Consider the following 25,762-nt stretch of genomic DNA (forward strand, 5'->3'; position numbering starts at 1 on the left):
TGACCTGTTGACGGGAGGAAACAGGGATGCTAGACTATTTGTATACAAATAATTTGAAATACAATAGTTTTATGCTGTGGAGGGTTTGTCGTGAGCAAGACAGAATTGGTAAAAAGATATCTCTTTTTCGTGGTGGGCTTGTTTGTCAACTCTATGGGGATCGCGCTGATTACCCGAGCCAACTTGGGTACGTCCCCCATTTCCAGTACGCCCTATGTGCTGAGTCTGTGGCATCCGGCCCTGTCCCTGGGGATGTTTACGCTCTTTTTCAGCCTGTTTCTCATTGTGCTTCAGCTGATCGTGCTGGGTAGACGCTTCCCCAAGCATTTCTGGCTCCAGATTCCGGTTTCTTTCCTGCTGTCTGCCTTTATTGACTTGTCTATGTCCATCTTCTTTTTCGTGGATCCCCAATTCTACCCCCTCCAGATCCTCTCTCTGCTGATCGGCTGTCTGGTGCTGGGCTTTGGCGTGTTCATGGAGGTGGCGGCCAATGTGGTGATGCTCCCTGGCGAGTGTACCGTCAAGGCCATCACCATGCGCTGGCACACCGATTTCGGCAAGACCAAGATCTGCGTGGATGTGACCATGGTGGTGGTGGCCGCTGTTTTGGGCTTTGTCCTGTGCGGCACCCTCACCGGCATCCGGGAGGGATCTGTGATCTCCGCCCTGCTGGTGGGGCTCATCGCCCGCACAGTGGGCAAGCTCATCGGAGAGCCCATCCAGCGGCTGCTGTCTGACAAGAAGGTGCCCAGCGCCTGCGTCTGATTCAAAAAAGTGCATATAAAAAGGCGTGGCCAGTCTCAATCGAGACTGGCCACGCCTTTTTGCGTCAATTTTGGCTGATGGCACGGACGATTTCCAGCAGGTGGGGCAGGCAGGGATTGGCGTTTTCTTCCCGCCACATCAGGCGGACGTTGGCAAAGGGAACCCCCAGCAGGGGGATGAAAGCCACCTTGCCCTGAGAGAGACAGGCCATGTCGTCGCTGAGGGTGGAGATACCAATGCCGCAAGACACCAGAGTGAGAAGTACAGGGACGTGGGTGGCTTCGGCCACCACCTGGGGAGCAAAACCGGCGTCGGCGGCGGTTTTCCAGATGAAGTCATGACCGGGGATGGAGGCGGTGCGGGCCATGACCACAAAGGGTTCGTTCCGTACCTCTTCCATCTGGATGCTGCCACGGGTGGCCAGGGGGTGATCTATGGCGGTAATGATGCACTGATGGTTTTTGTGCAGCAGGATGGAGGGGGCCTCCAGGCCGGTGGGGGCGGGCATGTAGTTGAGGATGGCGTCCACCTCGCCCCGTTCCAGCGCCGTCAGCAGCTTGGAATGGCTGTAGCCCCGAATCACCAGGGAGACCTGGGGATAGGCGGCCCGGAAGCGCTGGAAGAGTACGGAGAGCTTGGGCTCAAAGGTGTCCCGCATGATGCCCAAAGCCACAGAGCCCCGATAGCCCTCCTGAGCCAGCCGGGCGGCCACCACACTGCCCCGGTACTCGTCCAGGATTTTGGGACACTCCTTGAAAAAGGCGGCGCCAGCCGGTGTCAGCGCCACACTGCGGGAGTTGCGGTAAAAGAGCTGGACCTCCAGCTCCTTCTCCAGAGCGGAGACCAGGCGGCTCAGGGCTGGCTGGGCCATAAACAGATCATCCGCCGCTTGGGTAAAGTTTAGCCGTTGGGCCAGTACCATAAAGCACTCCAACTGATTCAGCGTCACCAGAGATTCCCCCGTTTCCAATTGATTTATAGAGTATATCAAACTTGGGTATGGTTTGTCACCGGTGATTTTATGCAATCCACGCATGGCTGTTATGCTCGGCGTAAAGGGAAATTCGTGATAGCCCACAGGAAAGTTAGGAGCTTTTTACAGAATTTGTCCAATTTAACGGCCTTCATTTTCCGGTATCAGGAAAATGAAGGAGAAAAATACTTTACCTAGTCTCAAATTGCATACCTGCGATTCATATACGGTATTTCACAGAAACGCGAAGAAACGGTAAGATGCATACGAAAACAAGGTGATCGGATTGGTGTATGCGGGCAGTTTTCACAAGGCCAGCTGAAACCTCGCCGTTATACCCCACCAGAAAAAGGAGGAGCCGAAATGTCTGTAGAATACCGTCCCATGCGCAGCGTCATTTACGTGGATTGCGTGCGGGAAGAGTACCGGCACAGATTGCAGCGCTGGCTGTATGCCGTCCATGTGCCGGACAGCATTGGAAAATTTACCCCTTACTGCACCAAATACGCCTTTTACAATGCCCTGCCCACCCCGCCGGAGGGGGAGCGGTTCGGCACCCGGCGGATGCAGATGACCGAGCATTACTGGATGGTCAACGAGATGGTGCCCGAGATGAGCGTCAATTCCTTTACCGAGCGGATGCCGGTGGAGGTGCTGCGCTGGCAGGGCATGATCCCCGACGACGGGGCCGACCTGTCCCATGAAGCAAACATGGACGGCGATTCCCACCGCGCTTCCGGCGGCGACAACGGCTGCCCGCCCTTCGTCTTTGCCCATGTGCCTATGAATTGGGAAGAGGACTACAAGGGCAAGGGCCGCACCATTGACGACGGACCCAACTACCGCTGGCAGTTCGTGCTGCGGTGGCCCTGTGAGAAGACCGGCGAGAAGTGGTTCCAGGAGGTCTTTGTACCCTATTTCCAGAACCGGCCCGAGGTCACCCGCTTTTTGTCCAGCAAGATCTACCACGATGTGGTGGGCTGCCAGTTCCACCGGCTGGTAGAGCTGTGGTTCGATGGTCCCGAAGAGTGGTATCAGGCTGCCGTGGAGGGTACCAAGGTTCTGGAGAAGCCCGACTGGGCCCAGCAGGAGCAGTTCCCCTTCCTGAAGTCCAATTACAACATCGTTGGTATGTTCCTCTCCGACATGGCCGCCAGCGATAACCTGACCCAGTATCGGGGTTACATCACCATGCGCTAAAACCAATTTACATAACAGTTCAGAAAGGTTGGATCACGAATGAAAGTTTTAGGTCTGTCCGCCGGTACCCTCAATGGCGCCAACGACTCTCTGTGTAAAGAGGCTCTGATGGCCGCTCAGGAGATGGGCGCCGAGATCGAGTTTGTCAATGTCCATCAGCTGAACATCAAGCACTGCACCGGCTGCAAGGCCTGCGTGGCCAGCCTGTTCTCCGGCCGGGGCAACGGCTGTGTCATCAAGGACGATCTGCAGTGGCTGATCGACAAGATGTTTGATGCCGACGGTATCATTTGGGCCGCCCCCATCTTTGAGAAGTGTGCCCCCGGTATCTTCCACACCATTATGGACCGCTTTGGCCCCCGCATGGACCGGGGCAACCTGATGATCGCCAATAAGATCGCCGAGGAGAAGGGCGGCAAGCCCATTGACCCCAAGTACCTGAAGGAGAAGGTGGTCACCTTCCTGGGCATCGGCGGTTCCGACTGGGCCACCCGCATCCAGTGTGACTTTGCCACCCACGCCCTCACCTGCAAGTGGACCATTATTGACAACCACTGCTTCCCCTGGTCCCTCAGCATCCTGATGAACGACGAGGCCATTGCCAAGGCTCACCAGATGGGTGCCGACCTGGCCGCCGCCGCAAAGAAGGTGGCTGACGGTACCTTCAAGCCCGGCCCCGGCGTGTTCAATGAGGACTATAAGGGCGCCGCCGGCGTGTGCCCCTACTGCCACAGCAACAACTTCTACCTCCAGGAGGACGGTACCGCCGTCTGCTGCCTGTGCGGTACCGAGGGCGTCATGAAGAACGTGGATGGCAAGTACGTCTTTGAGTTCGACGCCGAGAAGTGGCTGCCCCATGCCCATGACTCCATCTCCGGCAAATTCATCCACGGCGACGACATCCAGCGCAACGAGGCCGCTTCCCGTGAGATGATGCAGACCGAAGAGGCCAAGGCCCGCAAGGCCAAGTATAAGGACTTCATCCAGTCCTCCAAGCCCTGCTGATCCCGGTTATTCCGGCAAATCCGTTCCCTGTTGCATGGCGGCCAGGCCGCCAAAACCCGGCCTCTCCGGAGGGGGGAGGCCGGGCAAACAAAACACGATGGAGGGATTCCTCATGCTTCGCAAGGATCAGTTTGGTATTGTATTCAACACCATTTTTGCGATTGTGTTTGCTATCGTCCTGCCCCTGTATATCGATGGCAGCAATATGTACCGGGAGGCCGGTATGATTCTCTGGGGTCCTCTGCTCCAGCAAGTTAGCAAGGACTTTATTATAGGCTTTGCCGTCAGCTTCACGATCGGCACCTACATTGACCTGAAGGCTATGGGTGATAGTTTTGCCCGTCTGTGCGGCGTCAAGAATGAAAACGGCCTGCTGTTCCACATCCTGCGGGTGGCTTCCATCGCCTTTGTGATGGTCGTGCTGATGAGCCTCATTATGATGTTCATAACTATGGGCTACGTTCTTCCCGTGGGTACGTTCTTTATGGGCTGGCTGATGAACCTTCCCCTGACCTATGTGGTGGCTCTGGTGGTTGCCTTTGTGACCTTTGCCATTGGTATGCCCATTACCATAGCTCTGTGCCAGAAGCCCCCCAAGATGATGCCCCATCATTAACAAAAAGAGATCCAAGGCGCACCAATACCGGTGCGCCCGGATCTGTTTCAGAATAAAAAAAGGAGGTTCCTTATGTCTGTTCCTTTTTACGCCAAGAGCCCCAATAATCAGGGCTATATCAAGAACATGGAGGTCGTGGGCTTTTCCGACCTGAACGGCATCAACGCCTTCCAGATGGCCCTCTATAAGACTGACGACGGAAAGTACTACATGTATTGCGGATCCTTCAAGGGTAACGGCGTCAACATCGTGGATGTGACCGATCCGGCCAATCCTCAGGTGGTGGGCATCGTCTACGTCAGCGACCCCAACATTTATTTCGCTCAGTCCACCCCCAAGGTCCAGGTGGCCGACGGCCTGCTCATCGTGGCCCTGGGCGGCGGCGTGCCCTTCCTTCACGGCATCAAGCCCGGCGATCCCGCCCTGGGCGGCCTGCAGATCTATGATCTGAAGAAAGATCCCCTCCACCCCGAGCTGCTCTCCCACTGGGATACCTGCGTGCCCAACGGTATGGGCGTCCACCGCTTTGCCTATAACGGCGGCAAGTATGTGTACATGCCCGCCGAGTGTCCCGGTTTCGTTGGCTTCATCGTCCGCATCCTGGACATCTCCGATCCCCGCAACCCCGTGGAGGCTGGCCGGTGGTGGCTGCCCAAGCAGTTCAAGGATGGCATGGTGGAGGGTACCTACGCCGTGGGCCATGACGCCGAGAAGTTCTGGGGCATGTGCCACGCCTGCAACATCTGCCCCGACCATCCCGACGAGCTGTACATGGGCTACTTCGGCGGCGGCGGTATCATCCTGAACATCTCCGACCCCACCCGGCCCAAGCTGATCTCTCAGCTGATGGTGCAGCCTCCCTTTGCCGGCAAGTTCGACGGCGCTCAGTGCCACACCTATATGCGCCTCACCGGCCGGAACTTTGCCGTGCTCACCAACGAGGGCGAGCGCTTCCCCTTCTTTACCAAGGACAAGATCCTCAACGGTGTGCATAAGGGTGCCCAGCCCATGAACAACCTGCATATGATCGACGTGTCCGATCCCGCCGATCCCACTCTGGTGGCCGAGTTTCCCTACCCCGAGGTGCCCGAGAACTTCCCCTACCCCAACTTCAACGACTGCGGCATCGGCGCGCCCGGCCCCTTCGGCCCCCACAACATCCATGAGCCCATGGGCAAGAGCTGGCTGCAGGACGACCCCAACAAGGTGTATTGCTGCTACTTCCACGCCGGTATGCGGGTGTTTGACGTGTCCGACCCCTACTACATCAAGGAGCTGGCCTATTTCATCCCGCCCAACCCGGAGAAGTTGCTCTTTGACGTGCCCGTGCCCGGCCCCATGATCGCCACCACGGAGGACTGTGTGGTGGACGACCGCGGCTATATCTATATGGATACCTGGCACGATGGTATGTATATCCTGCGCCTGAAGGACGGCATCTGAACCCATCTGCCAACAAGAAAGCCGTATCACGGAAGCTGTGCTCTGTGATACGGCTTTTACTTGTGTGGACGGCTATGCCATAGGAAGCTCAGACGGTTTGACTACCACCGGCAGACGGTGGCCCAGCCGGGAGAGCAGCTCATTGGCAATGGTGCCGCACTGAACGGCTACCTCTTCGGCGGACAGGCGGTTCTTGCCGTCCTGTCCAATCAAAGTCACTCGGTCTCCGGGGGAAACCTGATCCAAAGCAGTCACATCAACCAGCAGCTGGTCCATGCACATCCGTCCCACCATGGGGCAGAACTGCCCCCGAATCAGAACCTGGCCTCCTGACTGGGACAGGGACCGGGGCAGACCGTCGGCATAGCCGATGGTGACCACGGCCAGCGTGGTGTCCCGCTGCGCACGGAAAGCCAGCCCGTAGACAGCCGCAGCCGATCAGGGGAGCGCCGGTCAGCTCCAGCAGCCCCTGTACCGTGCCGTCCTCCCCGTTTTTTCCATGGAGGATGGGAAAAGCGGCGTCAAAGGCCAGCCTTCGGTTGGAGCCGTCCAACAGCAGCAGCTGGGGACAGCCAAAGTCCAGGGACAGGGTACAGGGGACGCCGCCGGCCTGATGCCAGGTGTCGTCCTCCAGCCGGGCCAGGGGACCGCTATAGTACAGCCAACTGCCCTCCCGGGTGATGCCCACCGTCAAAGGCTGGAAACGAGCCCGGTCCAGATGGGATAATACCCCGTGGGCTGATTGCAGAGAGACGCCGTATTCCGTGGAGCGGCCGCCAAAGAGCACCAAAATCGTTTTCATCACCAAAACCTCCCAAAGGCAAAGCGCCTTGTCTTGATACCAATATGGTAGCAGAACCGGAAGCTCGGTGTTTTTCCTTTCTCTTTCACAGTTGCGTCAAAAATCTGTGGAAAACCTTGCAATTTTCTGAAGGATACCTGCCTTGGAGGCTGGTAATATGTCTGGAACAGGGGCGCGGCAGCGGCTGGAAGTTTCCGTTTCCGCTCTTGTATTTCTGAAATAGCCAGTATATAATACTTTATATTAGGCTTTGCTGGAATATAGCTAGCAGGCCTTACCATCTGCCTGTTACCAGGCGGAGTGATTGCTGAATTTGTGAAGGAGGGAGCACAGCCATGAAATTGCTCCAGCTTTTGGAACAAGATTGTACCATGACGCCGGAACAGCTGGCCTCTATGGCGGATATGTCCGTGGAGGAGGTCAAGGCTGCCATCAAGCGCTATGAAGAGGAAAAAATCATTCTGGGCTATAAGGCCATTGTGGACTGGGACCGCACCGACCGGGAGGCGGTCACCGCCCTGATCGAGGTCAAGGTGACCCCCCAGCGGGGCGACGGCTTTGACCGGGTGGCCGAGCGGATCTACCAGTATGACGAGGTGGAGAGCGTCTATCTGATGAGCGGTGCCTATGACCTGACCGTCATCATCTCCGGCCGGACCCTGAAGGAAGTGGCTCAGTTCGTGGGGGAGCGCCTGTCCACCCTGGAGGATGTGACCGGGACCGCCACCCATTTTATCCTGCATAAATATAAAGAAAAGCACCTGATCTTTGAAAAGCAGGAGAAGCAGCCGAAGGAGTGGATTTTCTCATGAATTACGACGAGATATTATGTAAGCGCATTCAGGATATCAAGCCTTCCGGTATCCGGCGCTTTTTTGATATTCTGGAGGAGATGAAGGACGCCATCTCTCTGGGCATCGGCGAGCCTGATTTTGTCACTCCCTGGCATATCCGGGACGCCGGTATTTACTCTTTGGAGAAGGGCTTTACCAAATACACCGGCAACGCCGGTATGGCGGAGCTGCGGCGGGAGATCGCCGCCTATCTGGCCCGCCGCTTTGACCTGCACTATGATTTTGCCCGCCAGATCATTGTCTCCGTAGGCGGCAGCGAGGCCATTGACCTGACTCTGCGCTGCCTGCTCAACCCCGGCGATGAGGTCATCGTACCGGTGCCTTCCTTTGTGTGCTACGGCCCCCTGGCCTCCATGGCGGGGGGAACTCCGGTCTATGTGGAGCTGAAGGCGGAAAACGAGTTCCGTCTCACCCCCGAGCAGCTGAAGGCCGCCATCACCCCCCGTACCAAGGTGCTGGTGCTGCCCTTCCCCTCCAACCCCACCGGCGGCATCATGGGCCGGGAGGACCTGGAGGCCATTGCTGAGGTGCTGCGGGATACCAACATCATGGTACTCTCCGATGAGATCTACGCCGAGCTGACCTACGGCCAGCACCATGTGTCCATGGCCAACCTGCCCGATATGTACGACCGCACCATCGTGGTCAACGGCTTCTCCAAGAGCCACGCTATGACCGGCTGGCGGATGGGCTATGTCTGCGGGCCTGCCCCCATCATCCAGCAGATGCTCAAGCTCCACCAGTTCGGCATCATGTCCGCCCCCACCGTCAGCCAGTACGCCGCTATTGAGGCCATGCGCAACGGCGACAAGGACATTGAGCACATGCGGGACGAGTACGACGGCCGCCGCCGCTACCTGGTGGAGGGCCTGCGCCGCATCGGTCTGCCCTGTTTTGAGCCCAGAGGGGCTTTTTACGTGTTCCCAGACATCCGGGGCACCGGCCTGACTTCCGATGAATTCTGTGAGCGATTCCTGATGGAGGAGAAGGTGGCGGTCATTGCCGGTTCCGCCTTCGGCCCCGGCGGCGAGGGCTTTGTCCGCTGCTGCTATGCCACCTCCATGAAGGACATTGCCGAGGCACTGACCCGTATGGACAACTTCCTGACCAACCTGAAGAAAAAGCAGGCCAGAGAGCAGGAAAGCTAAGGAGGAGAGGATATGTACATCACCTGTCTGGATATGGAGGGCGTTCTGGTCCCGGAGATCTGGATCGCCTTTTCCGAGGCCACCGGTATTCCAGAGCTGCGCCGTACCACCCGGGACGAGCCCGATTATAACAAGCTGATGCAGTTCCGCCTGGACATCCTGAAGGAGCACCATCTGGGCCTGAAGGAGATCCAGCAGACCATTGCCGGCATCGACCCGCTGCCGGGGGCCAAGGAGTTTCTGGATGAGCTGCGTACCTTCAGCCAGGTGATCATCCTCAGCGACACCTTTGAGCAGTTTGCCCAGCCCCTGATGAAAAAGCTGGACTGGCCCACCCTGTTCTGCAATACCCTGGAGGTGGCCCCCGACGGCACCATTACCGGGTTCCGGATGCGCTGCCCCCAGTCCAAACTGACTACGGTGAAGGCCCTCCAGTCCATTGGCTATGACACCATCGCCGCCGGGGACAGCTTCAACGATCTGGGGATGATCCAGGCCAGCAAAGCGGGCTTCCTGTTCAAGAGCACCGACCAGATCAAGGCCGATCATCCCGAAGTGCCTGCCTATGAGGAATTCGGTGACCTGCTGGCCGCCATCCGTAGAGCCATGAATTGAGCGAGACCCCAACTTCACTGGAAAAGAGTGAATGATATGCTGCAGCAATTTGACGGACTGGCCTTCCGGCCGGCCGATATCCTGCTGCCCCGGGACTGCGAATACCGCAAGTGGTCGGTGGTGGCCTGCGATCAGTATACTTCCCAGCCGGATTACTGGCAGCGGGTGGAGAACGAGGTGGGCGCCGCTCCGTCGGCCCTCCGCCTCATCCTGCCTGAAAGCTGCCTGGACGGCCCCAATGTGGAAACCGATATCATGGATGTGAACAATACCATGACCCGCTACCTGCGGGAGGAGCGGTTCAAGGTCCTGCCAAACGCTCTCATCTATGTGGAGCGGCGGCTGGACAATCTGAAGGTGCGCCGGGGCCTGGTGGGTATGGTGGACCTGGAGCAGTATGACTATGAGTCGGGCTCTACCACCTTGGTACGGGCCACCGAGGGGACGGTCATGTCCCGCATCCCGCCCCGGGTGGCGGTGCGTAAGAACGCCCCCCTGGAGCTGCCCCACATCATGCTGCTGGCCGACGATCCCCAGAAAACTGTGATTGAGCCCCTGGCCGCCCGCAAGGACCGGATGGAGCAGGTGTACGATTTCGACTTGATGGAGCAGGGGGGACATATTGCCGGCTGGAAGCTGGACGAGGAGAGCATGGCCCTGGTGGCCAACGCCCTTACCGGACTGGCTGACCCCGCCGCCTTCCGGGAAAAATATGGGGATGTGCCTCTGATGGCCTTTGTCGTGGGAGACGGCAACCACTCTCTGGCCACCGCCAAGGAGTGCTACGAGCGGCAGAAGCGCCTCACCCCCAAGGATCAGTGGGACAGCCTGCCCGCCCGCTTCGCCCTGTGCGAGCTGGTGAATCTCCACGATCCCGCCCTGGAATTTGAGGCCATCCACCGGGTGCTCTTTGGTGTGGAGCCGGAGGCTGTGGTGGATGCCCTGCTGGAGACTTTCCCCGGCGCCTTCCGGGGGGAGGGGGACGGCCACGTCCTCCGCTATGTCCACGCCGGGGGACAGGGAGCGGTTACCGTACCCCACCCCGCCACCCGAATGGAGGTAGCTACCCTTCAGCCCTTCTTGGACGCCTATACCAAGGCCAACGGCGGGCGCATCGACTACATCCACGGGGCCGATGTGGCCCGCGCTCTGGCGGCCCGGCCGGGCAACCTGGCCTTCCTGCTGCCCGCCATGGGGAAGGAACAGCTTTTCTCCACGGTGATCCATGACGGTACTCTCCCCCGTAAGACCTTCTCTATGGGAGAGGCTCACGACAAGCGCTTCTATCTGGAGGCGCGCAAGATCCGATAAGGAGGGGGCCTATGGGGGTTCTGGAGGTCAAGGCCTACGCCAAACTGAATCTTTCCCTGGATGTGCTGGGCAAGCGGCCCGATGGCTACCACGAGATGCGGATGGTCATGCAGACGGTGAGCCTCAGCGATACCCTGCGTCTGGAGACCGGCACCGGGGCGACTCTGCACATGGGGAGCAATTTGGGCTTTCTGCCCGCCAACGAGCACAATCTGGCCGCCGCCGCCGCCCTGCGGCTGTGTGAGGCGGCAGGGGTGGACCCGGGCGGGCTGTCCATCGACCTGGAAAAGGCCATCCCGGTGTGCGCCGGGCTGGCAGGGGGGAGCGCCGACGCCGCCGCCGTCCTCCGGGGCCTGAACCGGCTGCTGGGCCTGGATCTGCCGGGGGAGCGGCTGGAAGAGATCGGGGCCCTGGTGGGCTCCGATGTGCCCTACTGCGTCCGGGGGGGCACCGCCCTGGCCGAGGGCCGGGGGGAGGTCCTCACCGATCTGCCCCCCTTGCCCCATTGCCTGGTGGTACTGTGTAAGCCCTCTTTTCCTATATCCACGCCGGAACTCTTCCGTAGCCTGGATAGCTGCCGTATCCGCCGTCGGCCGGACACCACCGGCCTGCTGGCCGCGCTGAAGGCGGGGGATTTGCAGGGGGTAGCCCGCCGTATGTACAACGTCTTTGAGGATGTGCTGCCGCCCCGGCGGGCTCAGGAGATCGACGGCATCAAAAACGCCATGATCCAGTATGGGGCCCTGGGGGCCTCCATGAGCGGCACCGGTCCCACTGTGTTTGGACTGTTCACCCAGCAAGAGGCGGCGCAAAAGGCCTGGGAGGCGTTGAAGGAGCAGTATGCCGAGACCTTTCTGGCCCAATCCATGGAAAATTTGCTGAGGCAGGTATAAAAAGCACAATCACCGTCCACAATGGAGGCAAACCAATGTGGACGGTGATTTTTTTATGACACAGAGCAAAAAACTGCGCCGGTGGGAGTTGGCTCTTCTGCTGGGGGTAGCCCTGGCCGCCCTGCTGGGGGTGTGGCTGGACAGAAGCCAGACCGCCCTGGCGGATCAGGTGATCCGGCTGCATGTGCTGGCAAACTCCGATTCGGAGGCCGACCAGGCCCTTAAGCTGAAGGTGCGGGACCGGGTGCTGGAGACGGCGGAGGAATATTTTACGCCGGGGGCTACCCTGGAGGAGACGCAGGCGGTACTGACCGCCCATCTGGCCGACATAGCCGCTGCTGGGGCTGAGCAGGTGGCGGAAGAGGGATACCAGTATCCGGTGACCGTTTCCATGGAGGAAAACTACTGGTTTCCCACCAAAGAGTACACAGACTTTGCCCTGCCCGCCGGAAACTATACCGCTTTGCGGGTGGTCATCGGTGAGGGCGGAGGACAGAACTGGTGGTGCGTGGTGTTCCCCCCTCTCTGCCTGGGATCGGTTAGTGAGACCGCCGCCCAGACCGCCCTCAGCGGCGGCTTTTCGGAGGATCAGGTTTCCCTCATCACCGGAGAGGACGAGGGATATGTGGTCAAGTTCAAGGCCATCGAGCTGTGGGAGGAGTTCCAACACTGGCTGGCCGGAGCGTGATAAAACAGACAAAGCTCGCCGGAACTTCTGGCGGGCTTTGCCACTTTTTCGATAATTTTAGGAGTGCTTGTGGAACAAACGGCTGAAGAAACCGCTCTTCTTTTCCTGAGGAACAGGGGCGCTGGCGGCGGCCTGGGCCTCCCGCAGGGCCTGCTCCATCAAGGCTGCCTGCGCATTGACGGCGGGGGTACCCTCGCCCCGGGGGACCGGGGCATAGCTGCCGTCAGGCCCCATATTGCGGGCCTTCACATTGTCGGAGCAGAAGAGCTCTACATAGTGCCGGATCTGGCGGCGCACGTCCGGGTCCACTACCGGACAGGCGATCTCCACCCGGCGCTCCGTGTTGCGGGTCATCAGGTCGGCGGAGCCAATATAAAGGTGGGTGCCCTCTCCCACACCAAAGGCGTAGATTCGGGGGTGCTCCAGATAGCGTCCTACGATGGAAAAGACCCGGATCTGGTCGGTAAGGCCGGGCACGCCGGGCCGCAGACAGCAGATGCCCCGCACGTTGAGGGTCACCGGTACCCCAGCCTGGCTGGCCTGGGCCAGCTTGTCGATGAGCTCCCGGTCAGTGACTGAGTTGACCTTGAAAAAGATCCGGGCGGGCTGGCCCTGGCGGGCCTTCTGGATCTCTCCGTCCATCAGCTCCAAAAGCCGGTTTTTCAGGCTGTTGGGGGCCACCATCAGCTGGTGATACTCGCCGTGGAGGTTGGAGGTGGACATATTCTGGAAGAAAGCTGCGCCATCGCCGCCGATGGCGGGGCTGGCCGTCATGAGGCAGAAGTCGGTATACAGCTTGGCCGTCTTCTCGTTATAGTTGCCGGTGCCGATCTGGGTGATGTACTGGATGCGGCCCTTCTCCCGGCGGGTGATGAGGCAGATCTTGGAGTGGACCTTGTAGTGCTCAAAGCCATAGAGAATGGTACAGCCCGCCTCCTCCAGCCTCTGGGCCCAGGCGATGTTGTTCTGCTCGTCGAACCGGGCCCGCAGCTCCATAAGCACCGTTACGTCCTTACCGTTTTCCGCCGCGGCGGCCAGGTACTCCACCAGCTTGGCGGTGGAGGCCAGCCGGTAGATGGTGATCTTGATGGAGAGTACCGCCGGGTCATTGGCAGCCTCCCGCACCAGCTGGAGGAAGGGCTCCATGGAGTGGTAGGGATAGAACAGCAGCACATCCCGTCTTAAAATCTGGGGAATGAGCTTTTCCCCCTTCACCAGCCCGGCGGGCCACTGGGGAGGATAGGGGGGATAGCACAGAGCGGCGGCGCTCTCCTCGGGCAGTTTGCCCTCCAGGGAGTAGACGTACCCCATGGTAAGAGGGCTCTTGGAGTGGAACACCTGCTCAGCGGTCAGGTTCAATCGCTGACAAAGGAACTGTTGCAGCTCGGCGGAGGCCTCCCCCTGGATCTCCAGACGCACCGGAGCCAGCCGGGCCCGCTTTTTCAGCACCTTCTGCATATGGGCCCGGAAATCCTCGCCTACGTCGTAGTCCTCATCCTCCGGGCTAATATCGGCGTTGCGGGTCACTGAGATGACGCATTTTTCCTCCACCTGATAGGTCTCAAAGAGCTGATCGGCAAAGTGGAGCACCAGCTGCTCGGTGAGCAGGTACCGCAGGCCCTGTTCCTCCAGCTGGAAGTAGGGGGGCAGAGCCTTGGGCAGGGGGACCAGGCCAAAGCAGCGGTTGCCGTTGAGCCGCAGGGTGAGGGCCACCGTCAGGCTGTTGGAGGGCAGATGGGGGAAGGGGTGGTGGCTGTCCACCACGATGGGGGAGAGAATGGGCAGCACATAGTCCTTAAACCAGCGTTCCGCCTGCTTGCGCTCCTTGCCGTCCAGCTCACTGGGGAGCAGGTTGCAGATGTTGCAGGTGCGCAGCCGCTTTTCCAGCTGGGAGATAATCTTGTCCCGCTGCTTGTACAGACCCGGCACAGTTTTAAAGATGGCCTGAAGCTGTTCGGCGGGGGTAAGGCCGCTCTTGCTGTCTACATGGGTCTGCTTGGACAGGGTCATATCGTAGATGGAGCCCACCCGGATCATAAAAAACTCGTCCAGGTTGCTGGTGAAAATGGCGGCGAATTTCAGCCGTTCAAACAGAGGAACGCTTTCGTCCTTGGCCTCCTCCAGCACCCGCTCGTTGAAGCGCAGCCAGGATAGCTCCCGCTCCTGGGTATAGCGGGTATCCACCTCATGACGCATGGCTGTCCACCCCCATCACCCGTTGGAGCAGGTAGCCCTCCCGGACGCCGCAGGCGCTTACCGTTACGGTGGACACCTGGTAGGCGTCTAAAATCTCCTTTAAAATGGCCAGGCCGGGCAGAATGGTGTGGACCCGGTCGGGGACCGAACGAAGGATTTGCCGCAGGGTATCCCGGTCGCTCTTTTTCAGCCCCTTATAAAGGGCGTAAATCTCGTCGGCGGGGATCACCTTATTGTCCGGGTCGGTCCCCGACAGGTCATTGCACAGCTTGGCGGTGGCCCGGAAGGTTCCGCCCACGCCCGTCAGATGACCGCACCGCAGCCCAGCGGTTTTGGCCTTTTCCAGTTCCTCCTCCACCTCGGCCCGGATGGCCTTGCGCTCTTCCTTGGTGGGAAAGAGGCCGGAGACGTGCTTGGTGAAGAGGGACAGGGAGCCCATGGGCAGGGAGCAGCCCGAGGTGATGACCCCGTCCCGGTAGGCCACCAGCTCGGTGGAGCCGCCGCCCACGTCGGCCAGAAGGCCGTTGCCGGGGGCGCCGCCCCCCACTGTGGCTCCCAGGAAGGAGAAGGCGGCCTCGTCCGCACCGGAGAGCACTTCCACCTTCACACCGGTGACCGCCTCAATGGTCTCCAGGGCCTCCTCTGTGTTGACGATGTTGCGCAGGGAAGCGGTGCCGAAGACATGCAGATCGGCAATGTTGAAATTATTCAGCAGGGCCTTGAAGCCGGCCAGCACCCGGCAGGCCACCAGGATACCGCTGTCGGACAGCAGGCCGTTTTTGATGTAGCCGGCCAGACCGGCCATCTCTTTTTTGTTCATTAAAAGCTTGAATTTCTGTCCTTCCCAGTGGTAAATGGACAGACGGATGGTGTTGGAGCCAACATCCACAATGCCGCATTTCATAATAGGGTACACCTCTCTTTGGTTTCCTAGTTTACGCGATTTCCGAGGTATTATCAATGGGATTTACAGAAGATTTACATGAGGTGTCCCACGCCCGGCGGGCGGCAATGAGGGCGATTCCATCTCCCAGGGTACAGAAAAAGGTGGACAGGACGGCAGCCTCCTCAGCGGAGCGGCCCTGGGTGAGCTGGATGGCGGCCAGAGCGGCGACAGCCATCAGGATTTCGCCGGAGGGCGGGGTATACACAAAGCCTCAACTCCCTTCTCTCCAATGTATGGCGGAGACAGTTCCGGGTTGACGGCGGCGGCAGATTTGAGTACAATAGAGAATCAAATGAGCCATTTGTCTGTGGATTTTGAAGGGAGCATCCAAGCATGAACATGCCTTTGGTGTTATTATATAATCTGGACAATCCCAGAGGGGCCAAGATCCGGCGGATGTGCCTGCCGCTGGGCCTGCGTACCCGGCTGGTGACGCCGGAGGAATACGGCCTGCCCTTGGGTGAGCTGGTGGAGGGGGGCACGCCGGAGACCCCTTGGGCGGGGGAGCCCTTTACCGATGAGATGCTGGTGTTGGTCAACTGCCCAGGTCCTCTGCTGGACCGGTTTCTCCAGGGCTTCCGCCGGAATAAGATCCCGTCTGTGGGGCTGAAGGCGGTGCTCACCCCCACCAACCGGACTTGGGACTCCGCAGCCCTCCACGCCGAGCTGGTGCGGGAGCGGGAGGCTATCTGAGCGGGACAGGCTGCCCATCCAAAGACTGAGGCGTAAGGGGGAGGGGCACATGCACAACGAGCTGACCAAAAAGGATATCCAGATGATGCGGGAGGAGCTGGACCACCGCCGGATCGAGCTGCGGCCCCAGCTGTTGGAGGCGGTCAAGGAGGCCCGGGCCTTTGGGGATCTCAGTGAGAATTTTGAGTACAAGGCGGCCAAGCAGGAGAAGAATCGGAACGAGAGCCGCATCCGCTATCTGGAGAACATGATCCGCACCGCCAAAGTGCTCCCTGACGAGCCGGTGAGCGACGGGGTCAGTCTTTATGATAAGGTGACCGTGTTTTTGGAGGACGAGGGAGACACCGAGACCTACCAGATCGTCACCACCATGCGGCAGGACGCCCTCCATGGCCGTATCAGCAAGGAATCCCCTATGGGTAAGGCTTTGCTTGGGCGTAAGGTGGGGGAGACCTTCCACATTCAGGTCAATGATAGCTATGGCTATGACGCCAAGGTGCTGTCCATCGAAAAAGGGGAGGACGATGGCTCCGCACCCCTGACCGGATTTTAAGAGAATAGACAAAACGCCGCCCCCAGGCGGGGGACGGCGTCTTTGAAGGAAACTTACATATTGGCCTTGGTGAGGGAGGCCAGCAGCAGGCGGGCGCCGTGTTGGAGGTATTCTTCCCGACTCAGGCCCAGGGTGCGCTGGATGTAGCTTTCCCGCTGCTCGGCGGTATGGACCATGCCGGACAGGGCGGACCAGAAGAGCAGTACCGTCTCTACCGGCGGCAGCTGAGAGCGAACCGCGCCGTCAGCCGCGCCCCGCACCAGGAAATCGGCCAGTTCCTGCTCGATCTCGTCACTGACCCGCAGAATATCCGCAATGCCTTTTTGTACCGCGTCACCGGCCTGCGCCAGAGGAATAGAGCCGGTGGCCGCGTCATAGGCGGTGGGATTTTCGTCATAGAAGCGGACAATAGCCTGACACACGGCATCATAGGCCTGGAACCAATCGGTGTGGCTTTCAATGGCTTCATGCAGTTTTTTCTTCAAAAGCACCATGCCGCTGAGGAGGATCGCGTTGATGATCTCCTCCTTGCTCTGAAAATAGACGTACAGCGTGGCTTTGCTGTACTCGGCCTCCCGGGCGATATCGTCCATGGTGGTCTTTTCGGTGCCCTTCTCCGCAAAAAGCCGCTCAGCGGCGGCCAGGATGGAGCCCCGATGGAATTCAGTCAACGCCTGTTTTTTGCTCATCGCACTTCCAACCTTTCCATACCCTTTCAGTTATTGTACCTTTGGTTTAAGAAATGATATCACGATTTGATACCGATTGCAAGTTTTTTTGTAAAATTTCGGGGTGGCGTGGGGAAGGATTTTTGCGGACGTCCGCAAAAAAGCCCTTGCAAAACCAGGGTGGGCGTGCTATAATACCAAAGTCAATTGAATTGCAGGTATAGTTCAGTGGCAGAACGTCAGCTTCCCAAGCTGAATATGAGGGTTCGATTCCCTTTACCTGCTCCAAAAAAGAAGGACATCCTCGTGGATGTCCTTCTTTTTGTGTCATTGCCGGTTTTATACGAGGCCAAACGAAGCCAGAGCGTCCCGCAGGCGGCGCCACTCCTGAAACAGCAGATCTCTTTTCTCCCGCCCGGAATCTGTGATGCGATAATATTTTCTGGTAGGTCCCCCAGACGTATTCCCCTCATATTGTACGGTGAAGCCTGCCTTGCACAGCCCGCGGAGCAGAGCGTAAATGGCGCTTTCCTGGGTGCCGGGAAAACCCTCGTGAATCCGGCGAAGGATCTCATATCCATACAGATCTTCCGCTGTCAGCAGCTGGAGCAGGCACAACTCGATCAAATCTTTTTTCAGCACAGAGACACCCCCGTGCCGACGAAACCCACCGCGCCCAGCACACACCATTTGACGGCGTAGGGGGTCCACAAATCTATTATGACCAGGCTGCCCAAAAAGGCATGGATCATCACACACACCACCAACACCGTCAGACCCAGGATATAAAGGGCACTCCAGCGGCGGTCTGAGATCCGTGCGCGTACCAGGCCGAGCACACCGCAAGCTGCCCCCACAATACCAGCCAGAGACAGTGTCCAGTGGGCGGTCATGCCATACCACTCTGGAGGCCAATGGGTCCAAGCACCGGAAATCAGGCAGCCTAACATCCAGCCCACAGCGGCTAAAACTGCAAGCAGGCCCAGAAGGGAAAAGCGAAGGGCTTTCGGAACGGGCGTTTTGCGGGTTCCAGGGTGGGGGTGGAACTGTATCAGACAGGCGCCCATACCCAGAAGGAGCAGGAGCGCCATAGGGACCGTTGACGCCTGGAAAAACGTTGTCCGCAAAAGCATCACTGTGGGCAAGAGCAGGCAGCACACCATCCCGCAAAAAAGAATCAGCCATCTATAATAGGGTTTTCGCTCGGTCAGCAATCTGGCCGCCTGGTAGGGGCTCCCAAGGTCCTGCACAAGGGCGGCATCCTGATCCGTCGGCCGCTGGCCCAGCAGTTCCTCATAATCCGCCAAAACGCCATCCGCTTCCGCTTTTGGTAGTCTCCAGCGCACCTGCCAGGCAAATTGACGCATATATGTGTGTTTGTCCATGATGATCTTCCACCTCTCTACTATAAAAATAACTATTGATAATAATATAGTAGTTACGACTGTATGATAGCACGGAAGATCAAAGTTGTCAATGAAGATCAAAAGGCTGGCCGCCCTCTATTGGGGCAGCCAGCCTTTGACAGATTTCAATTTTAGACCTTTCCCAGTTCCACAGTCCGGCGATAGGCGGCCTCCACCGCCTCAATGACGGCGGAGCGGAAGGCCCGGGCCTCCAGCGCGGCCACACCGGCGATGGTGGAGCCGCCGGGGGAGCACACCTCGTCCTTCAGCTGGCCGGGGTGCTTGCCGCTCTCCAGCACCAGAGCCGCCGAGCCAAGCACCATTTGGGCGGCGTACACCATAGCCTGCTGCCGGGGCAGGCCCACCTTCACCCCGCCGTCGGCCAGAGCCTCAATGAATGGGTAGACAAAGGCAGGGCCGCAGCCCGCTACGGCGGAAAAGGCGTCGATCTGGGCCTCGGTCAGCCGCTCCACCCGGCCTGCCTTGGCCAGGATAGCCTCTACCGCCTGATAGTGCGCCTCCTGGACCTCCGGCCCGCCGGTGAGGGCCAGCATCCCCATGCCGATGGAGGCGGGGGTGTTGGGCATGATGCGCAGGATGGTGGGGGAGAAGGGCAGCTCACTGAGCCAGCCCCGGAGGGTGGCAATCTGGATACCGGCGGCGATGGTCACCAGCACCGTGTCCGGTTTGCTGGCCAGGGCGGGGACCAGATCCTTTACCACCCCTTCCATCACCTGGGGCTTGACGCACAGAAAAACGTACTCCGCCTGACTCAGGGCGTCCCGGTTATCCACCGCTACCGTACAGCCCAGTTCCTGGGCCAGAGTTTCCGCCTTGGTGTGGGAGTGGTCGGTGATGACCACCTGCTCCGGCCCGATGGCCTGACAGGCCGCCTGAATGAGGGCGCCGCCCATATTGCCGGCGCCGATAAATGCCGCTTTTTTCAACATTGATCCCAGCTTTCCTTGAAAATATGAGATGAGAGCCAGCTTGTCCCGCCTGCGCAGCCGTTTGATGGCGTATTCCCGCCGGAGAGCCGCCCCCTTATCGGGGCAGGACTCCCGGTAGACCACCTCCACCGGCAGACGGGAGCGGGTGTATTTGGCCCCCTTGCCCCTGTTGTGGACCGCCGCCCGCCGGTCTACGTCGGCGGCGGTGCCGGTATATAAGGTATCGTCGGCGCACCGGAGGATGTAGACCCAGTATGCCATTGCCGTTACCAGTCCGGTTGGAGGACGGGGGAGAGGGCCAGTTCCCGGAACACCGCCTGTACCGCGCTTTCGTAGTCCAGGGGGTCCCGGGCCTTTTTGATGGCCTTGGACAGCTTGTCCCCGTCCACAAACAGGCGGATCAGGTAGAACCACACCTCTTTCATCCGCAGCATGGCGTTGCGGCGGCTGCCGAAGGCGGTGGCGTAGGATTCATAGACCTGGTCCACAAAGCCCGCCAGGGCCTCTTTATCGGCAGGGGGACCGCCCTTGAGCCGCCGGGCCAGCGCCGGGTCCCCCGCCAGCCCTCGGCCCAGCATGAGCCGCTCCGTGCCGGGGAACCGGGCCTGAAGTGCGGCCACGCCGTCGGGGGTATACAGGTCCCCGTTGTAGCACACCGGGAAGGGAGAGCCCTCCAACGCCGCCCCAAAGCAGTCCAGCCGGGGGGTGTTTTTGTACAGGTCCTTCTGGACCCGGGGGTGGGCGATGAGCTCCTCCACAGGGTATTTGCGGTAGATGGCCAGCAGGGCGGGAAACTCCGCCGGGTCTTTCAGGCCAATGCGGGTCTTGATGGAGATGGCGCAGGGGGCCTTTGTGAAAATCTCATCCAGAAACCGGTCCAGCTCCTCTGGAAAGGCCAGAAAGCCGGAGCCCTTGCCCTTGGCCACCACTGTTCCCGAGGGACAGCCCAGGTTCAGATTGACCTCCCGGTAGCCCATGGCGGCCAGTTCCCCCGCCGCCCACAGAAAATCCTCCGCCTTGCGGGTGAGCAGCTGGGGGATGGTGGGCAGCCCCTCATTCTGCTCCGGCAGGACCTCCCGCAGCTCCCGCTTGGTGAAGCGGTGGTCCTGGGTGGGGGTGAGGAAGGGGGTAAAATACCGGTCCACCCCGCCAAACCAGCGGGCCAGAGCCTGCCGGTAGTAGACTGTAGTCAGCCCCTCCATGGGGGCAAGCGCAACGATCAAACAACTCGCTCCTTCTTGATGGTCGGTTCTCCTGAAAATTGTAACAGGGCGGGCTTTTATCGTCAAGCGGCCCACAGAGCAAAAAAGAGGGTTGACAGGGCGGTAGTTCTGTGCTATTTTAATGACATAGTTAGCGATTGCTAACCAAAAATAATCGACAGTAGTTAGCTTATACTAACATAGAGAGGAGCCGCCGCCATGTCCCTGCAAGCCGCCCTGATCGAGCACTGCTCGCCCACGTTGGCGGGCCTGAAGCCCGCCAGCCTGTTCCGGTTCCAGCCGGAGGAAGGCGTGGACTTTACCGCCCAGTTTCTGGCCTGCCGGAAGGAACTGGAGGGGCGTGGCCTGGTGCTCACTCTGCTGAAGGGCTGCCGCAAGACGGGTGCCTATCTGGTCTATCTGTATCGGGCGGACGCCCTGGAGCAATTGCTGAACAGGGCCGACCACCGGACTTTTCTCCGGGAAATGGGCTACCGGCCCTGGAAGGCGGGGCGGGACTGTCTGCGGCAGCTGGCGGCCCGGCTGTGTCTGGAAGGGGAGTTTCCCCATGAGATTGGGGTCTTTCTGGGCTATCCTCTGGAGGATGTGAAGGGCTTTATCCGCCACAAGGGAAAACACTTTACCCTCTGCGGCTGCTGGAAGTGTTATGGTGATCCGACGGAGGCGGCCCGGCAGTTCCAGCGATTCAAGGATTGTACCCAAGATTACCGCCGCTGGTTTGCCGGTGGGGCTACCCTGCGGCAGCTGACCGTGGCGGCATAATGATAAACTATCATAGAAAGGAAGGTTGTATATGAGCAAGATCGCGGTGGTGTATTGGAGCGGAACCGGCAATACCGAGGCCATGGCCAGATTGGTAGAGGAGGGCATCATCTCTGCCGGTGGTGAGGCCGATCTGCTGACACCCGCCCTTTTTACCCCTGACATGGTGGGAAACTATGACGCCATTGCCTTCGGTTGCCCCTCCATGGGCGCGGAGCAGCTGGAAGAGGAGGAATTTGAGCCTATGTTCTCTGCCGTCAAGGGCAGCCTGAGTGGTAAGACCATCGGTCTGTTCGGCTCCTATGGCTGGGGAGACGGGGAGTGGATGCGCACCTGGGCGGAGGAGTGCGAGAACGCCGGGTGCCAAATGGCGACGGAGCCGGTGATTGCCTGCGGCGCCCCGGAGGGAGAGGCCGCCGACGCCTGCCGGGCGTTGGGCAAGGCTCTGGTGGGCTAAATCAGAGAAAACAATACGGGCGTGCTGCGGTTTGCAGCACGCCCAAAATCAGCTTTTATGCCATCTCACCAGCTAAAGAGCGCTCCATATAGTCCCGGATGATCTCCGGGTCGTCGGTCTGGCCCAGTACCCACATTAGTTTGGTGACCGCCGCCTCGGTGGTCATGTCCCGGCCCTGAATGACCCCCTGAGCCAGCACCTTCTGGCCCACCTCGTAGACGGAAAAGTCGCTGGGCTCGTACAGACACTGACTGCACACCACCACCGTCATCCCAGCCTGGGCCGCCGTCTGCAATTTGGCGATCAGGTCCCGGCGGACAAAGTGGAGCCCGCCCGCCCCAAAGGCCTCGATGACAATGCCACGGTAGTGCATCTGTAGGAGCATATCAAAAATTTCCGGGTCCAGCCCGGGGGTGAGCTTGATGAGAAAGACCTTATCGCACAGCTTATCCCGCAAAGAACAGGCCCCCGAGGGGGTGGGAATAGCCTCCCGGCAGATTTGCAGGCCCTTGCCATCCACCGCCGCGGCCAGAGGCCAGTTGACGCTTTCAAAGGCGTCAAAGTCGGTGGTACGGGTCTTGACCGCCCGGCAGCCCAGAATCACCTTCCGGTCAAAGGCCAGAAACACGCCCGCTACCCCGGAGGCCGCCATAGCCAGGGCGGTGCGCAGGTTCTCCATGCCGTCGCTGAGGGGGTGGGTCATGGGGAGTTGAGCCCCCGTCAACACCACTGGGATAGACATACCCCGCAACATAAAGGACAGCACCGAGGCGGTGTAGGCCATGGTGTCGGTGCCGTGGGTGATGACAATGCCGTCGTAGGCGTTTCGCTGGGCGAAAACATGGCGGGCAATGGTCTGCCACTCCTCCGGCTGAATGTTGGAGGAGTCTAGGTGGAGAATGTCCTGGATGGTGATATCATAGGCGTCGGTGATCCCCCGTGGAAGCAGCTCGGCCAGATCCTCTCCGTCCAGACCGGGGGCCAGCCCCTCCGCCGTAGGCAGGGAGGCGATGGTGCCGCCGGTGGTGAGCAGCAGGATGCGGGTTTTCACTTAAAACACCTCCGCCAGGGCGTCCGCCCGGCCCATGGCCTCAGCCAGAATAGCCTCCTTGTCCCGGCGAATATCGTCCAGCCCCTCGGCGGCCAGACACTGGAAGGAGGGGATACCGTACATGGCGCACAGGGCTTCCAGCTGCCGGGCCCCCATCTCCATCCAGGCGGTCTCCGGACGGGAGAAATCCCCGCCCCGGGTGGTAATAAACAGCAGCTTCTTTGCCTTGCACAGCCCTATATTCTTACCCTGTTCGTCATAGCCAAAGGTGATGTCGGTAACCGTGATCCGTTCCAGATAGATTTTCAGGATAGCAGGGAAGGACAGCTCCCAGAATGGCGCGGCGATGACGATCTTATCGGCGGCGGCGAACTGTCGGGCGGGGGCAAACATGGGGTGGTCCAGCTGTCCCGCGTTCCATAGGGCGTCCCGCTCTGCCAGCACCTCGGGATACTGGGGTACCAGCCGGTCTTTGCACAGATCCACTTCGGTGATCTGGCCGTTGGGGTGGGCCTTGTGCCAGCTGTCCAGAAACCGCTGGGCCAGCTTGAGCGAGCGGGACTTTTCTCCCCGCACACAGGCGTTGATAAACAAGAGATGTTCCATATCATTCACACTCCTAGTTTTTGTCTATGCTATCACAGATCAGGGCAGGGCGCAAGCGGCGATACCTCAGCCATGCTGCTCCTGCCCAAAACCGGCGGACAAAAAGAACTACAAAAAATGAAAAAGGGTGTTGACAATCTCTATTCGACGTGGTAATATAAACCTCGCGCTGAACGACAGCGCAACAACAGATGCGCGAGTGGTGGAATTGGCAGACTCGCTAGATTCAGGTTCTAGTGTGCATTACGCACGTGCGGGTTCAAGTCCCGCCTCGCGCACCACCAAAAGAAGGACATCCGTATGGATGTCCTTCTTTTTTGCTGTCGGCCGAGCTTTCTTAAAGAGTAAGGACCGACTCACAGCAGCGGAAGTCTGTGTCAATGCTGTTTGCGATCAGCCGGACCTGGAACTGGCGGGGACTGCACAGACAGCCGCAGGACAGACTGAGATCCTCCGGCACCACAAACCGGATGCACTTGACCTGGATATCCCGGCAGTCGGGAAAATCGTGGGCGGGAATGGTCATGGTTTTCATACCCCGCTGGTGCTCCATGCCGTCCCGATCCAACTCGGTGAGAATGGCGGCCAGCGCGACCCGTTTGCCGGGACAAACGTTTTTAATCGTCGCGTCCATCTGGATGATCCGCCCTTGTCCCTCCAGAAAGACATCGCCCAGATCCACATGAATCGCATCGGAGCAGCCCTCCGCGATCAGGTCTGTGGGTGTGGGACAGGGCTCAGGATGGACTACGATATCGCATTTTACCAGCACGGAGGGGTCGGGGAAGGTGACCATGTTGCCCTCGGCGTCGGAGTAGGTGATGGACTGATTCACCAGCTTTTGCCCCTGGGTCTGGCCGATGTGGCGTACAAAAAAGTCCAATACCGCGCTTTCACTGCTGCTCACACCCAGCTGGGGAATCTTCCAGCGCAGAGTATGGGTGTCCAGTATGACGGCGGACCCCTTTGTGGGGGAGAGGAGATTGGTGATGATAAAGTCGGGGCTGACCATTTCGTCAATGACAATGTCGGTGGCGCCGGGGTTAGAGATATTTGCGGCCAGCTCCGCGAAGAGTGCCTCCAGGTCGGCGGCGTCCGGAGTTACAGCCACATGGGAGGCGTCCGGGTCGGTAGCCCAATTGTTGAGCGCATCCACATCCAGACCGTCCGAGCCGATCAGGCCAATGCAGTAGATGATGATGCCCTGTGCCCGGGCGGCGGCGGCCACCGGGGCCGGGGGAGCGCCGGTGGTGGTGTTTCCGTCGGTGAACATGACGATGACTTTGGCATTGACTGAGGCAGGATCAAACAGCTCCGTGGCTTTGGAGAAGGCGTCTGCGTGATTGGTGGTGCCTCCGGCGGACAGAGCATTCACCGCGGCTTTCAGGTCGTCCACTGAGGTGATGAGCTGAGTATCCGCCGTGGCCAGGTTGGAAAAGCTGACTACAGCCATGCGGCTGCCCGAGCCGATCTGGCCGTCTTTTGTGCCGTCGGTGGATTCATCAATGACGTCGATGAAGGTTTTGGCGCCCAGCTTCATATTGGATAGCGGGGTGCCGGTCATGCTGCCGGAGCGGTCCAGTACCAGCACAATATCGGTGGGGTGGGAGACGGATATCGGGAGCGGCCGTCAACGCCAGCGTGACCCGCAGGGACCCATCGCAGGCGATCTGGTCGGTATTGATGACTTTATTGGAATTTGTAACACCCATATGTGTTACCTCCTTCTGGGGATGGCCCCGTACTATCCTATACGCCGCGCCGCCGGACTGACACAGGCTGGGATCCTTGTCCCGGTGGAATGGGGACATGCTGAGGAATCGCCTGCCAAAAAGCAGGCAGATAGCAGGAAAAAGGATATAAAAAAGAAAAATGATCCCAATTGCGGTTTCCGGTACCAATTGATTGCTGGCTATGGTATAATAAATAAATAAGGCA

General features: G+C 59.4%; 29 protein-coding genes and 2 tRNA genes. 17 read left to right on the forward strand and 14 right to left on the reverse strand.

The window, feature by feature from the left end:
• The first annotated feature begins 90 nt into the window (after window positions 1-90).
• Window positions 91-765 carry a YczE/YyaS/YitT family protein gene (locus tag Q0J75_RS03855; RefSeq protein ID WP_297196974.1) on the forward strand — a complete coding sequence of 225 codons (675 nt, stop codon included), beginning with the start codon at window positions 91-93 and terminating at the stop codon, window positions 763-765.
• 64 nt (window positions 766-829) lie between these two features.
• On the opposite strand, the gene Q0J75_RS03860 is transcribed toward Q0J75_RS03855, so the two are convergent.
• Window positions 830-1,714, reverse strand: a complete 885-nt coding sequence (locus Q0J75_RS03860) for a LysR substrate-binding domain-containing protein (protein WP_297196976.1) — start codon at window positions 1,712-1,714, stop codon at window positions 830-832.
• 387 nt (window positions 1,715-2,101) lie between these two features.
• Between Q0J75_RS03860 and Q0J75_RS03865 the strand changes: the two genes are divergently transcribed.
• The 4 genes from Q0J75_RS03865 to Q0J75_RS03880 all read left to right on the forward strand — a co-directional run bounded on the left by Q0J75_RS03865 (window position 2,102) and on the right by Q0J75_RS03880 (window position 6,002).
• A complete protein-coding gene (locus Q0J75_RS03865) occupies window positions 2,102-2,938 on the forward strand; it encodes an acetyl-CoA hydrolase (RefSeq protein WP_297196978.1) in 837 nt (278 codons plus the stop codon).
• A gap of 39 nt (window positions 2,939-2,977) precedes the next feature.
• Window positions 2,978-3,943 carry a flavodoxin family protein gene (locus Q0J75_RS03870; RefSeq protein ID WP_297196980.1) on the forward strand — a complete coding sequence of 322 codons (966 nt, stop codon included), beginning with the start codon at window positions 2,978-2,980 and terminating at the stop codon, window positions 3,941-3,943.
• Window positions 3,944-4,055: 112 nt separating this feature from the next.
• Window positions 4,056-4,559 carry a hypothetical protein gene (locus Q0J75_RS03875; RefSeq protein WP_297196982.1) on the forward strand — a complete coding sequence of 168 codons (504 nt, stop codon included), beginning with the start codon at window positions 4,056-4,058 and terminating at the stop codon, window positions 4,557-4,559.
• 72 nt (window positions 4,560-4,631) lie between these two features.
• Complete coding sequence (locus Q0J75_RS03880) at window positions 4,632-6,002, forward strand: LVIVD repeat-containing protein (protein WP_297196984.1); 1,371 nt, start codon at window positions 4,632-4,634, stop codon at window positions 6,000-6,002.
• 72 nt (window positions 6,003-6,074) lie between these two features.
• Here the strand turns inward: Q0J75_RS03880 and Q0J75_RS03885 are convergent, their stop codons facing one another.
• Together Q0J75_RS03885 and Q0J75_RS03890 are read right to left on the reverse strand one after the other, a co-directional pair.
• The gene (locus tag Q0J75_RS03885) at window positions 6,075-6,374 is read right to left on the reverse strand and encodes an alanine racemase C-terminal domain-containing protein (protein ID WP_297197064.1); all 300 of its coding nucleotides are present in this window, start codon (window positions 6,372-6,374) and stop codon (window positions 6,075-6,077) included.
• Window positions 6,259-6,804: a hypothetical protein gene (locus Q0J75_RS03890; RefSeq protein ID WP_297196986.1), complete on the reverse strand. Its 546-nt coding sequence runs from the start codon at window positions 6,802-6,804 to the stop codon at window positions 6,259-6,261. Before Q0J75_RS03890 ends, Q0J75_RS03885 begins: the two co-directional genes overlap by 116 nt.
• A gap of 335 nt (window positions 6,805-7,139) precedes the next feature.
• On the opposite strand from Q0J75_RS03890, the gene Q0J75_RS03895 reads away from it, so the two are divergent.
• From Q0J75_RS03895 to spoIIR, 6 genes are read left to right on the forward strand one after another with little or no spacing between them, the layout of a single operon-like run.
• On the forward strand, window positions 7,140-7,616 hold the full coding sequence (locus Q0J75_RS03895) for an Lrp/AsnC family transcriptional regulator (RefSeq protein ID WP_297196988.1): 477 nt from the start codon (window positions 7,140-7,142) through the stop codon (window positions 7,614-7,616).
• A complete protein-coding gene (locus Q0J75_RS03900; protein ID WP_297196990.1) occupies window positions 7,613-8,806 on the forward strand; it encodes an aminotransferase class I/II-fold pyridoxal phosphate-dependent enzyme in 1,194 nt (397 codons plus the stop codon). Before Q0J75_RS03895 ends, Q0J75_RS03900 begins: the two co-directional genes overlap by 4 nt.
• A 12-nt stretch (window positions 8,807-8,818) precedes the next feature.
• Window positions 8,819-9,421 (forward strand): bifunctional phosphoserine phosphatase/homoserine phosphotransferase ThrH, encoded by a 603-nt coding sequence (gene thrH / locus Q0J75_RS03905; protein ID WP_297196993.1) that lies wholly within the window; start codon window positions 8,819-8,821, stop codon window positions 9,419-9,421.
• Window positions 9,422-9,457: 36 nt separating this feature from the next.
• Window positions 9,458-10,732: a DUF1015 domain-containing protein gene (locus Q0J75_RS03910; RefSeq protein WP_297196995.1), complete on the forward strand. Its 1,275-nt coding sequence runs from the start codon at window positions 9,458-9,460 to the stop codon at window positions 10,730-10,732.
• A gap of 11 nt (window positions 10,733-10,743) precedes the next feature.
• Window positions 10,744-11,625, forward strand: coding sequence for a 4-(cytidine 5'-diphospho)-2-C-methyl-D-erythritol kinase (gene ispE / locus Q0J75_RS03915; RefSeq protein WP_297196997.1), 882 nt, complete (start codon window positions 10,744-10,746; stop codon window positions 11,623-11,625).
• A 37-nt stretch (window positions 11,626-11,662) separates the two neighbouring features.
• Entirely contained in the window at window positions 11,663-12,313 is a 651-nt protein-coding gene (gene spoIIR / locus Q0J75_RS03920; protein ID WP_297196999.1) for a stage II sporulation protein R, read from the forward strand.
• A 57-nt stretch (window positions 12,314-12,370) separates the two neighbouring features.
• Here the strand turns inward: spoIIR and ppk1 are convergent, their stop codons facing one another.
• The 3 genes from ppk1 to Q0J75_RS03935 are packed head-to-tail and all read right to left on the reverse strand — an operon-like array spanning window position 12,371 to window position 15,660.
• Entirely contained in the window at window positions 12,371-14,509 is a 2,139-nt protein-coding gene (gene ppk1 / locus Q0J75_RS03925; protein ID WP_297197001.1) for a polyphosphate kinase 1, read from the reverse strand.
• The gene (locus tag Q0J75_RS03930) at window positions 14,499-15,413 is read right to left on the reverse strand and encodes a phosphatase (protein WP_297197002.1); all 915 of its coding nucleotides are present in this window, start codon (window positions 15,411-15,413) and stop codon (window positions 14,499-14,501) included. Before Q0J75_RS03930 ends, ppk1 begins: the two co-directional genes overlap by 11 nt.
• A 31-nt stretch (window positions 15,414-15,444) precedes the next feature.
• Window positions 15,445-15,660 (reverse strand): hypothetical protein, encoded by a 216-nt coding sequence (locus Q0J75_RS03935; RefSeq protein ID WP_297197004.1) that lies wholly within the window; start codon window positions 15,658-15,660, stop codon window positions 15,445-15,447.
• Window positions 15,661-15,788: 128 nt separating this feature from the next.
• Here Q0J75_RS03935 and Q0J75_RS03940 point away from each other — a divergent pair, with 128 nt between their 5' ends.
• Together Q0J75_RS03940 and greA are read left to right on the forward strand one after the other, a co-directional pair.
• Entirely contained in the window at window positions 15,789-16,148 is a 360-nt protein-coding gene (locus Q0J75_RS03940; protein ID WP_297197006.1) for a DUF3783 domain-containing protein, read from the forward strand.
• Window positions 16,149-16,197: 49 nt separating this feature from the next.
• Window positions 16,198-16,701 carry a GreA/GreB family elongation factor gene (gene greA / locus Q0J75_RS03945; RefSeq protein WP_297197008.1) on the forward strand — a complete coding sequence of 168 codons (504 nt, stop codon included), beginning with the start codon at window positions 16,198-16,200 and terminating at the stop codon, window positions 16,699-16,701.
• 53 nt (window positions 16,702-16,754) lie between these two features.
• Here the strand turns inward: greA and Q0J75_RS03950 are convergent, their stop codons facing one another.
• Window positions 16,755-17,390: a TetR/AcrR family transcriptional regulator gene (locus Q0J75_RS03950; RefSeq protein WP_297197010.1), complete on the reverse strand. Its 636-nt coding sequence runs from the start codon at window positions 17,388-17,390 to the stop codon at window positions 16,755-16,757.
• Window positions 17,391-17,583: 193 nt separating this feature from the next.
• On the opposite strand from Q0J75_RS03950, the gene Q0J75_RS03955 reads away from it, so the two are divergent.
• A tRNA-Gly gene (locus tag Q0J75_RS03955) sits at window positions 17,584-17,657 on the forward strand.
• 51 nt (window positions 17,658-17,708) lie between these two features.
• Here Q0J75_RS03955 and Q0J75_RS03960 read toward each other — a convergent pair.
• From Q0J75_RS03960 to Q0J75_RS03980, 4 genes are all read right to left on the reverse strand, one after another.
• Complete coding sequence (locus Q0J75_RS03960; protein WP_297197012.1) at window positions 17,709-18,011, reverse strand: PadR family transcriptional regulator; 303 nt, start codon at window positions 18,009-18,011, stop codon at window positions 17,709-17,711.
• Window positions 18,005-18,754 (reverse strand): hypothetical protein, encoded by a 750-nt coding sequence (locus tag Q0J75_RS03965; RefSeq protein WP_297197014.1) that lies wholly within the window; start codon window positions 18,752-18,754, stop codon window positions 18,005-18,007. Before Q0J75_RS03965 ends, Q0J75_RS03960 begins: the two co-directional genes overlap by 7 nt.
• A 152-nt stretch (window positions 18,755-18,906) precedes the next feature.
• Window positions 18,907-19,986 (reverse strand): pyrroline-5-carboxylate reductase, encoded by a 1,080-nt coding sequence (proC, locus tag Q0J75_RS03970; protein WP_363315701.1) that lies wholly within the window; start codon window positions 19,984-19,986, stop codon window positions 18,907-18,909.
• Between the two features lie 5 nt (window positions 19,987-19,991).
• On the reverse strand, window positions 19,992-20,948 hold the full coding sequence (locus Q0J75_RS03980) for a tRNA dihydrouridine synthase (RefSeq protein ID WP_297197016.1): 957 nt from the start codon (window positions 20,946-20,948) through the stop codon (window positions 19,992-19,994).
• A 198-nt stretch (window positions 20,949-21,146) separates the two neighbouring features.
• On the opposite strand from Q0J75_RS03980, the gene Q0J75_RS03985 reads away from it, so the two are divergent.
• Both Q0J75_RS03985 and Q0J75_RS03990 read left to right on the forward strand, forming a co-directional pair.
• On the forward strand, window positions 21,147-21,710 hold the full coding sequence (locus Q0J75_RS03985; RefSeq protein ID WP_297197018.1) for a DUF3793 family protein: 564 nt from the start codon (window positions 21,147-21,149) through the stop codon (window positions 21,708-21,710).
• A 31-nt stretch (window positions 21,711-21,741) separates the two neighbouring features.
• Window positions 21,742-22,167 (forward strand): flavodoxin, encoded by a 426-nt coding sequence (locus Q0J75_RS03990; RefSeq protein ID WP_297197020.1) that lies wholly within the window; start codon window positions 21,742-21,744, stop codon window positions 22,165-22,167.
• Between the two features lie 55 nt (window positions 22,168-22,222).
• Here the strand turns inward: Q0J75_RS03990 and Q0J75_RS03995 are convergent, their stop codons facing one another.
• Window positions 22,223-23,218, reverse strand: coding sequence for an asparaginase (locus Q0J75_RS03995; protein ID WP_297197022.1), 996 nt, complete (start codon window positions 23,216-23,218; stop codon window positions 22,223-22,225).
• Entirely contained in the window at window positions 23,219-23,824 is a 606-nt protein-coding gene (locus Q0J75_RS04000) for an FMN-dependent NADH-azoreductase (protein WP_297197024.1), read from the reverse strand. It lies immediately after the preceding gene.
• Window positions 23,825-24,017: 193 nt separating this feature from the next.
• Here Q0J75_RS04000 and Q0J75_RS04005 point away from each other — a divergent pair.
• Window positions 24,018-24,105, forward strand: a tRNA-Leu gene (locus Q0J75_RS04005).
• A 56-nt stretch (window positions 24,106-24,161) separates the two neighbouring features.
• Here Q0J75_RS04005 and Q0J75_RS04010 read toward each other — a convergent pair.
• A complete protein-coding gene (locus Q0J75_RS04010; RefSeq protein ID WP_297197026.1) occupies window positions 24,162-25,415 on the reverse strand; it encodes a vWA domain-containing protein in 1,254 nt (417 codons plus the stop codon).
• Window positions 25,416-25,762 lie beyond the last annotated feature (347 nt).

Source organism: uncultured Flavonifractor sp. (genome assembly GCF_944385615.1).
In the GTDB taxonomy this organism is placed as follows: Bacteria; Bacillota; Clostridia; order Oscillospirales; family Oscillospiraceae; genus Flavonifractor.